Source organism: Alcaligenes parafaecalis, assembly GCF_026344135.1.
GTDB classification, from domain to species: Bacteria; Pseudomonadota; Gammaproteobacteria; order Burkholderiales; family Burkholderiaceae_B; genus Alcaligenes; species Alcaligenes parafaecalis.
Genome location: NZ_JAPKNA010000001.1, coordinates 231,161 through 245,044 on the forward strand (window position 1 = coordinate 231,161; position 13,884 = coordinate 245,044).

Sequence of the window (13,884 nt, forward strand, 5' to 3'; positions counted from 1 at the left end):
ATCCGGCAGCAAGGAGGTAATGATGAGCTATAGCAACGAACAACTGTCCGCATTGGTGCGGGGAGACAGCGTCCATAAATCGGTCTATACCGACCCTGAAATCTTCCGTCTGGAGATGGAACGCATTTATGGTCGTGCCTGGATCTACATCGGCCACGACAGCCAGGTGCCCAATCCGGGCGACTACCACACTACCTTGTTGGGCGGCCAGGACGTCATCATGGTGCGTGGCAGCGACAAGAAGGTGTACGTGCTCTACAACCGTTGCCCGCACAAGGGCGCGAAAGTAGTGGCTGATGGCTGTGGCAATGCAGGCAAGTTCTTCCGCTGCCCATACCACGCCTGGACGTTCAAGCTGGATGGCCAACACTTGGCCGCACCCATGAAGAACGGCCTGGAAAACACCTGCTTTGATCCCAAGCATCCGGATTTCTCCATGCGCCGTGTGGCTCGTGTTGAAAGCTACCGTGGCTTTGTGTTCGCCTGTCAAAGCGCTCACGGCCCGGACCTGAAAGAGTTTCTGGGTCCCATCATCACCTCCATCGACAACCTGTGCGATCGCTCGCCTGTGGGTGAAGTGGAAGTGGCAGGTGGCAGCTTCAAAGTCTGGCAGCCTTCCAACTGGAAGGTGTTCTACGAGAACTTGCACGACACCATGCACGCCAACGTGACACACGAGTCGTCCTACGTGGCTGCCCGTGAGCAGGCCGAAGACTACGGCTCCATGCCGCTGGAGCTACACATCATGGACGGCAACGGCGAGCCATACGGATTCTGGGAAAAGCTGGACCTGTACGCCTTTGATAACGGCCACGGCTACATGGAAGGCATTTTCAACCCCGGTGCTATCGAAACAGACCCGATCACCAAGGCCCACTACGAAACGCTGAAAGAAGCCTACGGCGAAGAAAAAGCCCTGAGTGTGCTGGGTGAAAACCGTCACAACAGCATTATTTACGGCAGCGGCTCGCCACACACCGTGTTCCAGCAATTCCGTGTGATTCGCCCTGTAGCCGTAGACCGCACCCATGTGGAAATCCAGTTGTTCCGGCTGAAAGGCGCACCGGACGATATCTACAAGCGCGGCCTGATGTACGCCAACCTGATCAACTCGCCGTCGTCCAACGTGATGCCGGACGATATCGAGGTCTATGGCCGTTGCCAGGAAGGCAACAAGACCAAGGGCGGCGAATGGATCAGCATGCACCGCTACGATGGCACCGATAGGCCTATCGAAGGCGGCATGGTGGCCACCAACGGCACCAGCGAACTGCCTATGCGCAACCAGTTCCGCGCCTGGAAGCACTTCATGACCACCAGTATTTATGACGCGCCTGCGCAGTCAGAAGAAAGTGGTAAAGCCACGGTGCGCTCGGCCTCCGGTGAGCCTATCGCCCCTGCAACACAGGCTTAAGCGGGCTGCTGTCCGAGCCAAGGAGAATTCTTATGTTGTTTGATATTGATTTTGACGTCAGCGTGGACCAGATCACGCCTGTGAACCTGAGCCTGGAGGCCATTCGCGAGGTGGAGCAGTTCATCTACCACGAGGCCCGTTTGCTGGATGAGCGCCGCTGGCAGGCATGGCTGGATCTGTGGACCGAGGAAGGCATGTACTGGATTCCGCATAGCTACGATCAGGAAAGCCCTTACGAGCACATTTCCCTGTGCTGGGAAAACAAGCTGCTGCGTGAATTGCGTATCCGCCGTCTGGAAAACCACCGCAACTGGTCCCAGCAGCCCATCACCCAGTCCTGCCGCGTGCTGGGCAATGTGATGATTGATGGCACAGATCCAGAAGGTTATCTGGTCGTGCGTTCCAGCTTCCACGCCATGGAATGGCGCGGTAAAGATCCGGTCTACCGTGTCGGCAGCCTGATTCACAAGCTGCAAGCTCAGGAAGGCGGTGGCTGGAAACTGCGCATGAAGCAGGTGAACCTGGTGGATCGTGACGCGGTTCACGGCGCTATTCAGGTGTACATCTAATGTCGGCAGCCCATCACACAGCGTTGCTGGCCCTGCATTATCAAAACGATGTCCTGCACGCCGATGGCCTGATCCGTGTGGGGGTAGAGGCCAATAGCCCCCAGCGTCAGGCCCTGATCGAGGCGGCAGGCCGTTTGCTGGCGCAGGCCCGCGCACAAGGTGTCCCTATTGTGCATGTGCGGGTGGGCTACCGGCCTGACTATGCCGATCTGCTGTGCAACGCCCCGATTCTGCACAATGTGAAACGAATCGGTGCCATGCAGACCGGCAGTTGGGGAGCCCAGTTCTTTGATGGGCTGGCTCCCTTGCCAGAAGAGTTTGAAGTCCATCACACCCGCATCAATGCGTTTTTTGGTTCGGCGCTGGAACCCGTGGTGCGCCGCCTGGGCGTAGAGCGTTTGGTGATTGCCGGTGTGGCCACCCATTCCGTGGTGGAAAGCACCGTGCGTCATGCGGTGGATATGGGCTATGAAGTGGCTGTGGTGGCCAGCGCCTGTGGCGCACCGCCTGCCACTCATGAAGCCTCCCTGGCCAGCATGGGCCTGATTGCTCATATCGACCGGGACGAAGACTGGGCGACCGTTTTTGGTGCCCCACACGCACAGTAGGAGAAGCACATGCAGCAGGACATGAAGGTGAATTTACAAGGTAAGGTCGCTATCGTGACCGGAGCCACGCAAGGGCTGGGGGCGGATATCGCCCTAGCGTTGTGTGCCGCCGGTGCGTGGGTGCTGATTGTGGGGCGTAGCCAGGAAGAAGGCCAGCGCACTGAAGCGCGTTTGCAAGCGGTGGGCAAGGCTCAGTTTCTGGCCGCCAATATTTGCGATGATGCGCAGTTGGATGCCTGTGTACAGGCGGCTCTGGCACAAACCGGGCGCATCGACATTGTGGTGAATAATGCTTGTTCCTATGGGGACGAAGGCCTGGCATCCAGCCGTGAGCTGTGGCATCAGACGCTGGATGTAAACCTGATTTCCAGCGCGATTCTGGCCCAGAAAGCCACGCCGCATATGGGGCAGGGCGGGGTCATCATCAATATGGGGAGTACCGGTGGCAAGTTTGGCGTGGCAGGACGCGCGCTGTACCCTGCTTCCAAAGCAGCCATCCTGCAGTTCACCAAGAGTCTGGCGGTGGAACTGGCTCCCTCCGGGATTCGCGTGCTGACGGTTTCGCCCGCCTGGACCTGGTCGCCTTCTGTTGAACGGATGAGTGGCGGCTCGCGCGAGCTGGCTAATCAGGTCGGTGCACAAGTCCATCCTTTGGGACGAGTTGGCTCGGGTGAAGAAGTGGCCCAGGTCGTGTTGTTTGCCGTATCGGGTGCGGCTTCCTGGATGACAGGAATTGACTTGCCTGTGGATGGTGGCTTTTCCGTCCTGGGGCCCGAACAGGGCAAGTCGCCCCGTCACTGGTTTGAACGCTGGCAGGCGCAGTCGTCTGGCTCATAAATAGAAAAGTGCGGTAAAAGATGTCCAGGGCTTGTGAACACCTGTTTCTTGTTGTGTGTTCACAAGCCCTGACCCCGTTCAGGGCAATTTAAAAAAGGTGTGGGATGACAGACTCAACAAATAAAAAATCGTATGCCGTCATTGTGGTGGGCAGTGGCATTAACTCCCTGGTATGTGCAGCCTTGCTGGCACAAAAGGGCAAGCAAGTCCTGGTGCTGGAGCGTAATGATCGTGCGGGTGGCTGCATTCGTACCGAGGAGCTATTTCCAGGCTTTACCCACGAGTTGCTGTCGTCCTGGTACCCCTTGTTTACCTCCGGTGCTGCCTATGCACGCCTGAAGGATGATCTGGCCGCACAAGGCGTCGAGTTTCTGGAAAACGGCTATACCACTGGCGTGGTGGGTAGTGATGGCAAGGGCATGGCCCTGCGCCACGATGTGGGCGATTCGATTCAACGTATCAATGGCTTGCAAGCAGGCGATGGCGATGCCTTCGGTGCCATGTGCAGTCAGTTGTTCGAGCGCGATGCAGGTCTGACCTTTGGCTTGTTGGGTACCGAGCCTTACAGCCGCGGCCTGTTGGGCCTGCTGTTCTCGCAATGGCGCAAGCGCCGTATGGACGGCATGGTGCAGTACGGTCGTGAGTCCCTAGAGTCTTTCCGTCGCTGGGCCGACCGTGAATTGAAGGATGACCGTGTACGCGGCATGATGGCCCCTTGGGTCTTGCACTCGGGCCTGGGCCCGGATGATGCTTGCTCCGCCCTGATTGGCAAGCTGACTTTTGCCGCTGTGGTGGCCGGTGGCATGCCTGTGGTGAAGGGCGGCGGCCAGAATCTGGTGCGTGCCTTGTGCGCCATTATTGAAAAGGCCGGTGGCCGTATTCAACTGAACACTGAAGTTGAAGAAATTGTGCTGGAAGGGCAAAAAGCCCGTGGTGTGCGCGCTGGTGGCCAAGTCTACGAAGCCAGCCATGTGGTGTGCAATGTCACGCCTCCGCAACTGTACGGACGCCTCTTGCCCGCTGCCCCTGAGCCTGTGCGTGAACAGGCCAATGCCTACCGCTTTGGCCGTGGCGACATGCAAATTCACCTGGCACTGGACAGCATGCCCAACTGGAGCGATCCGGAGTTGCTGAAAGTACCCTTGCTGCACCTGTCCGACAGTCTGGAAGACGTCAGCATGAGCGTGGCCCAGGCCAATAACGGTTTGATCCCTGCCAAGTTCACCGTTGCTATCGGCCAGCCATGCTCTCTGGACCCCAGCCGTGCGCCGGAAGGCAAATGGATTCTGTGGATGCAGATGCAGGATATGCCATCCAAATTGCGTGGTGATGCCGCAGGCAAGATCGATGTTCCCGCAGACGGCAAATGGACCGAAGAAGTCAGCAAGGCGGTGGCCGAGCGCATTATCGACCAACTGGAAGGCGTCATGCCCGGTTTGCGTCAACAGATCGTGGGCCAGAAAGTGCTGTCGCCCGCCGACCTGGAATCCATCAACTGCAATCTGGTGGGCGGCGACCCCTACTCAGGCATCTGCTCCCCCGATCAGTTCTTCTGGATGCGCCCCTTTGCGGCCAGTAACGGTGCTCGTTCCCATGCAACACCGTACAAGAACGTCTACCACATCGGTGCGTCTACTCACCCGGGTCCAGGCTTGGCAGGAGCGTCTGGATTTATGGTGGCGGAGCAGATTCGTTAATCGTGCTTGTCAATGAGCTTGGGGCGTGATGTTCTCAGGCTTGTAGAACCGGTAAGGAAGGGTGGTCAACACCGAACCTTGCCGGTTTTTTTATGGGCCAGACTTTTTGTTTGACTCTGGAGTGAGACGTACTAGCTTGAGGCAGTAAAGGTTCAGAAGTTGAAAAGTCATGAACTTAGAGGCGTTTATCTTTTAAAAAACAGCCTCCTCGTGAATACGTCATGCGCCAAGCAGACAATAGTTCGGTATTCTGTGCATGTTTTCTGCTGCCCAGCCGGTTTCATGCGCGGGGCTTTCTTGTTTAGCCGGAGTTTTCTTGATGCACGCTTTTCGCCGTTCGCGCCTGTGTGCCTTTCTGTCGTTCTGCTTGCTGGCGATTGTGCTGGCAGTCGCTACTGTTCCCGCTGCGGCCGAGACGGTGGCGTTGACGCCTGCACAGGCCAGTGAATCTTTGAATGAACTGCGTGACACCTTGCAAACGGTGCAGGAGCGTTTGCAGAAAAACGAGGGCTTAGGGGATTCGGATCTGGTTGCCTTGCGTAATCAGCTATTGCTGGCCCAGGAGCAGGCGCAGGAAATGAGCGTGCGTCTGGAGCCGGAGCTGCTGAGCGTGACGGCGCGTTTAAGCCAGTTGGGGGCGGCGGATGATCCGGCCGGGGAGTCCGAGGATATTGCTCGTCAGCGTGCTCAGTTGCAGCAAGCGGCGACCGAGCTGGATGGCATGATCAAGTTGGCTCGCTTGATCGGGGTGGAAACGACTCAAGGTCTGGATCAGGTTTCCAAGCAACGCCGTGTGATCTTTCAGGCGGAGCTGGGCAGACAGTCGCAGTCTGTGTTGACACCCCGTTTCTGGCGCAATGTCTCGCGTGATCTTCCTGGTGATCTGGCTCGGGTCGAACGCATGCGCAAGGATTTGGCGCAGCGTGTGCTGGATTTGCCTGCCTATGTCTTGTGGTCGACCGGGGCCTTGGCCTTGGTCTTGCTGGGGCTGTCGTTTTGGGCGGTGCGGGGGCTGGAGAGCTTTACGATCAACCACACCAAACCTTCCCGTTTGCGACGCTCTTTTTATGCAACGGCGTTGATCGTGCTCTATTGCCTGACGCCGGGGCTGTTGGCGTCCTTGGCGGCAGGGCTGTTTTACTGGAATGGCAATTTGGCGCCTGACTTGGCCAGCTTTGTGTCCAAGTCCGTCTTTGCCTTGTTTCTGGGCGGATTTGTGACCGGCATGGGCCGCGTGCTCTTGTCGGCACAACGTCCTAGCTGGCGCTTGCCTCCCATCCCCAGCAATGTCGCTTTGAAGCTGGCCTGGTTGCCGATTGCGCTGGGCATGATGGTGGCCCTGACCTGGATGTCGCAGCAATTGCTGGGTCTGATCAACGCCACGTTAAGCACCACCTTGCTGGTCAACAGCTTTAACACGCTGACCCTGAGCATCTTTATTGCCATTGCCGCCTGGAATTTAAGCCAGGGGCGCGATAAGACTCCGGTGCTTGAAAGTGGCGACGGGACGCAGAAAGCGGCGCCTGTCGAGCAGGGTGCGACGTGGCTACGCGCCATTCCCATGACTTTGGGGGTGGTGATTCTGATCGGCATGGTGGCTTTTTTATTCGGCTATATCGCTTTGAGCAGTCTGATTGTTCAAGAGATGTTGTGGCTGAGTCTGGTCATTTGCACTTGCTATGTGCTGGTGGCCCTGATTGCCGATATTGGCCAAAGCCTGCTGTTGCAGTTCAAGGAAAAACGGGCTGCCAATGTTTGGACCAGCACCCAGTTGCGCGGCAGCAGCCAGATCGTGATTGTGCTGTCCGGAGCGTTACGTTTGTGCTTGATTATTACGGCGATCACCTTGGTCTTGCTGCCTTTTGGGGAAGACCCCACGCAGTGGCTGCAACGCCGTCTGGGTTTCCTGGTCAAGGGCTTTTCTTTAGGGCAGGTTCAGTTAAAACCTAGCTCTGTCTTGTTGGCTGTGCTGATTCTGGTGCTGGGCATTTTGTTCGTCAAAGCCTTGCAGCGCTGGGTCGCCAACCAGCTTTTGCCCGCCACGCGTATCGACCCTGGTATGCGCGTGTCTACCGCCAATTTGTTCAGCTATGTGGGCTACTTCATTGTGGTGGCGACGGCGATTTCGTCTCTGGGCATCGGTCTGGAGCGCATGGCCTGGGTGATTTCGGCCTTGTCGGTGGGTATCGGTTTTGGCTTGCAAGCAGTAGTGCAGAACTTCGTATCGGGCCTGATTCTGCTGGCCGAACGTCCCATCAAAATTGGTGACTGGGTCAGCCTGAACGGGGTGGAAGGCAATGTGCGCAAGATCAATGCCCGTGCCACGGAAATCGAGATGTTTGATCGTTCGACGCTGATCGTACCGAACTCCGAATTCATCACTAAAACCGTGCGTAATGTGACCTTGAGTAATCCTTTGGGCGTGGTGAAGGTCAAGATCAATATGCCCATCGACACAGACGCTAAACGCGTGCGTTCTATCATGCTGGATGTGATGCAGAACTATAGTGATGTGCTGGCTGACCCCGCGCCGGATGTGACGCTGGATGGCTTTGATGCCAACGGCTTGCAGTTCACGGCTACCTGCTATGTCGCTTCGCCGCGTATTGGCAGCCGGGTCCGTAGCGTCCTGATGTTCGATATTCTGGACGAGTTGCGAAAAGAAGGCCTGGCGCTGCACCATACTCAAACCATGACGGTATTGCCTACCACACCGGTCGCTAGCCAGAATGAGGGCGGCAACCCCTTGCTGAATGATTGAAGCTCGATAAAAACAACAAGCAGGCCCCAGGGAGACAGAAGCTATGAAGCCGCTACGACTATGTGTGCAGGTCTTGCTCTTGTGTCTGGGCCTGATGGGGGCCTGGACGGGAGCGCAGGCACAAGCACTGTCCGAGGTAGAGCAAGAGCGTCACATGATGCGGGAGCTGCAGCAGGCTCAGGATGAAATTCGCCTGATGCAGTATCGTCTGGAAGGTAACCAGGTTGCGATACGGCGCGAGCGCAGCTACGAGCAAGAGCAAAAACTCCAGCAAACGCAGGAACTGGCGGGCCGGGTCGTGCAGTCTTTGGAGCGACGTAGCCGCTTGTTGCGTGCACGTCTGCAAGAGTTGGGTGAGGACGCGGGGGACGAGGCCGAGCAGCTCACTCTGCATAACGAGCGCATGCAACTGCGACGAGCCGATGCTGCCTTGCGGGCCGATTTGCGTGTGGCCCGTTTGGTTCAGGTGGAGGCACAGCAGACCCGCCAGCTTCTGAAGGAAGCCACCGCACGCTACGATCAAGCCAAACGCTGGCAACGGAATTCTTCTCTGGTCCTGTTGGAGAGCCTGCCCGAGTTGGGCGAGGCCTGGCCTGCAGATCGGCAAACGCTGTTGGACTTTGCTCAGCAGTGGCGTCAAACCTGGCAGAGCAGTAGCTGGCAGCAAAGCGGTGCTTCATTATGGATGGCGGCTGCGGTATTGATTGTGACGCTTGCCTTGTTTCGCGCCATGCCGGTGTGGGTCAGTCGTTATTTACCTGCCGGCCGCTTGCGTCGCTCCAGCCTGACGATTGCCAATTTCTTGCTGTGGTTTCTGCTTTGCTGGGTCTTGGCAGACCTGCTGGTCGAGTTGGTGTTTGATCGGCCCAAGCTGCAAGCCTTGCAGTTTGAACTGCTGATTCACTTCAAGGTGGCAGCTTGGGCTGCCGGCTTGGCGATAGCCTGCATTACAGGCATTGTGATGCAGCCCCGTGCGTCGTGGCGTTTGATTCCCATCTCTGACCAGACCCACAAGCGCTTGGGGTATTTTGCCTGTGCCTTCTTCTTGGTGGCGTATGCGGACGTCGCAGACAATTTTTTCAATGGCTCTATCGCTGTATCAGATGCTTTTCAGTACTTGATTGATAGCGTGAGCAGCGTGCTGTATTTGCTTGTGTATGGCTATGGCTTGTGGATTGTGCGTGATGAGCTGTTTGGCAGGACCGAGGCATCGGGGCAGGGGGCAAAAACAGGACGTAGTTGGGCGCGTCTGGCCTTTAAAGGGGCTGTCGTCATTTATGTTCTGGTGCTGGGCTTATTTATTGCGGGCTGGCAGCGTCTGTCTGATGATTTGATGTCCTACTTCATCACGATGCCCCTGGTGTTTGGCCTGATCGCTTATGTCTGTATGGTCTGGCTGCAGGATATCTCGGACTCTTTGCTGGCGTATTTGCACAATCGTAGCCGTGATCCCGAGGCCGCGCCCATTCGGGTGCAGAGCCAGTTCATTGTGGTGTTCTTTGCCATCGCCCGCATGGCGGTGCTGGGTCTGGCTATTTGGATGGTCAGCTCGGACTTGTTAAGCGAGCCCAAACAGTTGCTGGAGTCGGGGCTGGATGTATCGCGTGAAGCCTTGCGTCTGGGGGCGGTGCAGTGGCGGCTGGACCTGTGGTTGATCGCCTTGGGCGTGTTGCTGGTAGGTGCGGTGCTGATTCACTTTTTGCGTGTCTGGCTGCGTCAGCATTACATGCCCAACACCACGCTGGAACCCGGTTTGCAAAATGCGATTGTGGGCATGGTGGGCTATGTTGCCTACTTTGTGTTGCTGGTGATTTGCCTGTCCATGCTGGGTGTGCCGATTGAGTCGGTGACCTGGATTTTCACGGCTTTGACGGTAGGTTTGGGTTTTGGCTTGCGGGGCATTGTGCAGAATATCGCCTCTGGCCTGATGCTGATGGTGGAGCGTCCCGTCAAAGTGGGGGACTGGGTGGAAGTGGAGGGCAGCGAAGGCAATGTGCGCCAGATCCGCTTGCGGGCCACCTACGTGGAGCGTTTTGATCGCACCATGGTGATGGTCCCCAACTCCCAGATGATGGGGCGGCAGGTGCGCAACCTGACCTACACCCCAACGTCCCTGGGCGCGATTGAGTCCCGCTTGCTGTTCCCGCTGGATGTGGACGCGGATGCAGTCATGCAGATTTTGCGTGAAGCCGTGCTGTCCGAGCCGGAAATTCTGGACGAGCCAGCCCCTATCTTGTCTTGCGACGGAATTTTTGGGGATGGGGTGGCGTTCAGCACCCGTTGTTTCATCAACACCATGCGAGTCCAGCGCCGAGTGCGCAGCAACCTGATGCTGGAAATCTTGCGCCGTCTACGTCAGCAAGGCATTAGCCTGCATCCTGCCCAACGCTGGGTTCATGAGGCGATCGATAAGGACAGGGCTGAAGAGCCCGATCTCTAGGGATTTCCCTGTGATTGAAAGCTGAAATATTCATCCGTATAATTTGTTTAGCCACACTAAACAAAAAGGCGCGCTATGCGCATCAGGATGGATGAGACATGAGCAAGAAACAGTCCCTTCAGGGCGGGGTCCCCGTATCGCCGTGGCGTGCCGCCAGCGCTGCTGGCCTGGGCACCATGATTGAGTATTACGACTTCCAGCTATACGGCGTCTTGGCCGTTACGCTAAGCCTGTTGTTTTTCCAGACAGGCAATGAGAACGCGGCCTTGTTGTCTACGCTGGCCGTATTTGGCGGTGCTTTTCTGGCTCGGCCATTAGGCGGAATCTTCTTTGGCTGGTTCGGGGACAAGCATGGCCGTACTGCTGCCTTGATGTTCACCATCGTGGGTATCGGTGTTGCCAGCGCCTTGATGGGCATGTTGCCCACTTACGCGACCCTGGGCCTGGCTGCTCCTGCCTTATTGTTGCTGTGCCGTTTGTTGCAGGGCTTCTTTGCTGGTGGCGAAATTACCGGTGCGGCCACCTATGTGGCGGAGTGTTCGCCCCCCAACAAGCGCGGATTCTTTGGCGCCTTCAACCCGGCGGCGGCAACTTTGGGCTTGTCTTTGGCAACCGGTGTTGCCGGTTTGGTGACGACGCTGGTGGGCAAGGAAGCCATGGTGGATTGGGGTTGGCGCATTCCCTTTTTGCTCTCTATTCCTTTGATTATTCTGTGCGTCTGGGCTCGTTCGCGCATTGAGGATTCGCCGCGCTTTAAAGAAATGCTCAAGAGCCACCGCCCCGAGCATTCGCCCTTGTCCTTGATTGTGCGCGATTACCGTCGCCCTCTCTTGCAGGTGATTGCCATTGGTTTTGCCCAGAATGCGGCAGGCTATGTGGGCGTGGTCTATCTGAGCACCCATTTGATTCACACCCTGAAGTACGACGGTACAGCCGTGTTCTGGCTGATTTCCCTGGTGACCTTGTGCTCGGCCTTTGTGATGCCCTTTGCCGGTGGCCTGTCCGACCGTTTTGGCCGTAAGCCTTTGTTGACCATTGGTCTGTTGGGCTATCTGGTGCTGGTGCCGCTGACCATGTGGGTCGCCTCCTGGGGCAGTTTCCCGCTGGCAGTGATTGCCGTGGCTGTGTCGATTCTGCCCTTTATTGTGGTGCAGGCTGTGGGCTACCCCCTTTATGCCGAATTGTTCCCCACACGCGTGCGTTATAGCGGCGTGTCGCTGGGTTTTAACCTTGCCACCATTCTGGGTGGAGCCACAGCCCCCTTCGTCGCGTCCTGGTTGACGGGCCTGACCGGGTCCAGCATGGCGCCTGCTTTCTATGTGATGGCCGCCGCCTTGGTAGGGATTGTGGCCCTGAGCACGGTGCAGGAAACCTCTGGCCGTCAGTTGGCCGATTGATTTTCAAGGAAGTTAATGATGTCCGGATATTTTCTTTATCACTCCATTGGCATGTTCGAGGGCAAAGAGGCCGCGATGCGGGCCGAGCTGGATCAGTTCAGCCAAGTCTGGTCGGCACAGGATGATGGTCAATGGGGTTACGCACTAGGCCAGAAACAGGCGTTCATGGATGCCTGGGCCAGTTTGATTGGCGCTGACTCCAAAGACATTGCGCTAAGCGAAAACGTCACTGGCGGGCTGTACAGCATTCTGGGCTCCTTGCCATCGCATGTGCTGAAAGGGCGTACCTTGCTGGTGGCGGCGGATTGCTTCCCCAGCCTGCATTTTCTGCTGCAGAAGCTGGCCGTGCGCTTGGGTTTTACCTTGCGTACGGTTCCTTTGAGCGCGGGCCTGCCCTACGTGACGGACGATGATTTCATCAATGCCTGGGATGACAGCGTGGGCGTGGCCTTGGTGACCTGGGTCAGCTCGACCTCCTCGCATCGGGTTGATGTAGACCGCATGGCCCAATGTGCCCGCGAACATGGCAGCCTGATGGCGTTGGATTTGACGCAAGCCGCCGGTCTGGTGCCGTTTACTGTGCATGAAGGCGTGGCCTTTACCTTGTCGGCTTCCTTGAAGTGGGCCTGCGGGGTGTCGGGAGCCAGCTTGCTGCACGTACGCGCGGATTTGATCGAGCAGTGCGAGCCTGAGTTCCGCGGCTGGTTCAGCCAGGAAAACCCATTTAACTGGAATCTGGATCAGTTCAGCTATGCTGATGGCGCGCGCCGCTTTGATCATGGCACACCCGCTATTCTGGGCAGCATCGCCTCCTTGCCCGGCATGCGATTCGTGCTGGAAACCGGCGTGGAAAAACTGCTGGAACAAAACCGGGCCTTGACGGCCGTCTTGCTGGATCGGGCCGCCAAGGCAAACTGGCCGGTACTGACACCGCTGGCGGATAAGGAGCGCGGCGGCAGCATTATGTTGCGCGCCAGCAGTGCCCAGCGTGCCCAGGCCATCGTGGACCAGTTACGTGAGCAGGAACTGTACTGCGACCAGCGTGATGGTGTCTTGCGTCTGTCTCCTGGCAATGTGAGCAGCGAGCAAGATGTACTGCGCCTGTGTGACACCTTGCAAGCCGCCTGGTAAGGAGTAGCGAGTATGGATAGCCAAACCTGGGCCCATCAGGCCAGCCGTCGTATCGAACGACCTGCCAAGGTCGTGATGGAGTATATGGCGGACCTGGATGCCTTGGGACGCTGGTCCCTGGGCTGCTTTGATACGCAAACCGTGGAGCCCGGCCTGGTGGTGGGGACTTCTTTGTTTGATGGCGGCCAAACCCACGTCAGCGTAGAAATTCTGGCTGAGCAAGGGCTGATTCGCTATTGGGTCGGCAGTGCTACGCAGCGCACGCCGCGCATCAGTGCCATGGTGCAGCCGCTGGATCAGCATGCCTGCATCTTGATCATGCTGGCGACACGCGGTGTGGATATGGATGAAAACCGTTGGCTACGTTTGCAACGTTGCCATGAAACTGAGCTGGATTTGATTCAGGCCCAGTTGCACAGCGCGGCGTAAACAGCAGCAGTGCTTAATAGCTGGGTGGGGTGATCGCTACAATAAAGCGCACATCCTGGTCGTAAGGATTGCGATAAGCATGGGGTAGGCTGGAGTTGAAATAACAGCTATCGCCCGTGTGCAGACAGTGCTGATCATCCCCCACATCTACCAGTAGCTGGCCTTCTGTGACCAGCACGCATTCTTCGGCCGGGTGGCTCCAACGCTGCCCCACCGAACTTCCCCCCGGCGGCAAAAAGCCCGCTAGCATTTCAATACTCCCAAAGCCTGGCGAGACACGCTGATACTGCACGCCCGAGGCGGACTGGATACTCATGCGCTCGTTCTGGCGCACGACAGCTACTTGCTCCACATTGTCATCCAGCAATGAAAACAAAGGCGTATCCAGCGCACGTGCAATTTGGCGCAGGGTGTCCAGACTGGGCTGAGTCAGACCACGTTCAACCTGACTGATCAAACCCGGGGAGACTTCCGCCAGCTCGGCAAGCTTGCGCAGAGACAGTTTTTTATGAAGTCGGACTTGGCGAATACGCAAAGCGGCCATGTAGGAGCGGGGGTAAGTGGCAAAGCCAATATTGTAAGACAAGGCCGCAAGACTTAG

At 57.3% G+C, this 13,884-nt stretch carries 11 protein-coding genes; 10 read left to right on the plus strand and 1 reads right to left on the minus strand.

Going from position 1 to position 13,884, the window contains the following annotated elements; translation table 11 throughout:
• Positions 1-22: 22 nt before the first annotated feature.
• From OSH09_RS01020 to OSH09_RS01065, 10 genes are all read left to right on the plus strand, one after another.
• Positions 23-1,414, plus strand: coding sequence for an aromatic ring-hydroxylating dioxygenase subunit alpha (locus tag OSH09_RS01020; RefSeq protein WP_266119858.1), 1,392 nt, complete (start codon positions 23-25; stop codon positions 1,412-1,414).
• Positions 1,415-1,446: 32 nt separating this feature from the next.
• Complete coding sequence (locus OSH09_RS01025) at positions 1,447-1,983, plus strand: aromatic-ring-hydroxylating dioxygenase subunit beta (protein ID WP_207873887.1); 537 nt, start codon at positions 1,447-1,449, stop codon at positions 1,981-1,983.
• Positions 1,983-2,591, plus strand: coding sequence for a cysteine hydrolase family protein (locus OSH09_RS01030; RefSeq protein ID WP_266119859.1), 609 nt, complete (start codon positions 1,983-1,985; stop codon positions 2,589-2,591). Before OSH09_RS01025 ends, OSH09_RS01030 begins: the two co-directional genes overlap by 1 nt.
• Before the next feature lie 9 nt (positions 2,592-2,600).
• Positions 2,601-3,428: an SDR family oxidoreductase gene (locus tag OSH09_RS01035; RefSeq protein ID WP_266119860.1), complete on the plus strand. Its 828-nt coding sequence runs from the start codon at positions 2,601-2,603 to the stop codon at positions 3,426-3,428.
• 104 nt (positions 3,429-3,532) lie between these two features.
• Complete coding sequence (locus OSH09_RS01040; protein WP_266119861.1) at positions 3,533-5,125, plus strand: phytoene desaturase family protein; 1,593 nt, start codon at positions 3,533-3,535, stop codon at positions 5,123-5,125.
• A 319-nt stretch (positions 5,126-5,444) separates the two neighbouring features.
• The gene (locus OSH09_RS01045) at positions 5,445-7,886 is read left to right on the plus strand and encodes a DUF3772 domain-containing protein (RefSeq protein WP_266119862.1); all 2,442 of its coding nucleotides are present in this window, start codon (positions 5,445-5,447) and stop codon (positions 7,884-7,886) included.
• Between the two features lie 43 nt (positions 7,887-7,929).
• A complete protein-coding gene (locus tag OSH09_RS01050) occupies positions 7,930-10,326 on the plus strand; it encodes a mechanosensitive ion channel domain-containing protein (protein WP_266119863.1) in 2,397 nt (798 codons plus the stop codon).
• A gap of 98 nt (positions 10,327-10,424) precedes the next feature.
• Positions 10,425-11,723: an MFS transporter gene (locus OSH09_RS01055; protein ID WP_266119864.1), complete on the plus strand. Its 1,299-nt coding sequence runs from the start codon at positions 10,425-10,427 to the stop codon at positions 11,721-11,723.
• A 15-nt stretch (positions 11,724-11,738) separates the two neighbouring features.
• On the plus strand, positions 11,739-12,854 hold the full coding sequence (locus OSH09_RS01060) for an aminotransferase class V-fold PLP-dependent enzyme (RefSeq protein ID WP_266119865.1): 1,116 nt from the start codon (positions 11,739-11,741) through the stop codon (positions 12,852-12,854).
• A gap of 12 nt (positions 12,855-12,866) precedes the next feature.
• Positions 12,867-13,283 (plus strand): hypothetical protein, encoded by a 417-nt coding sequence (locus tag OSH09_RS01065; RefSeq protein WP_266119866.1) that lies wholly within the window; start codon positions 12,867-12,869, stop codon positions 13,281-13,283.
• Between the two features lie 13 nt (positions 13,284-13,296).
• Here OSH09_RS01065 and OSH09_RS01070 read toward each other — a convergent pair whose 3' ends face one another.
• Positions 13,297-13,869 (minus strand): helix-turn-helix domain-containing protein, encoded by a 573-nt coding sequence (locus OSH09_RS01070; protein WP_266119867.1) that lies wholly within the window; start codon positions 13,867-13,869, stop codon positions 13,297-13,299.
• Between the last annotated feature and the right edge of the window lie 15 nt (positions 13,870-13,884).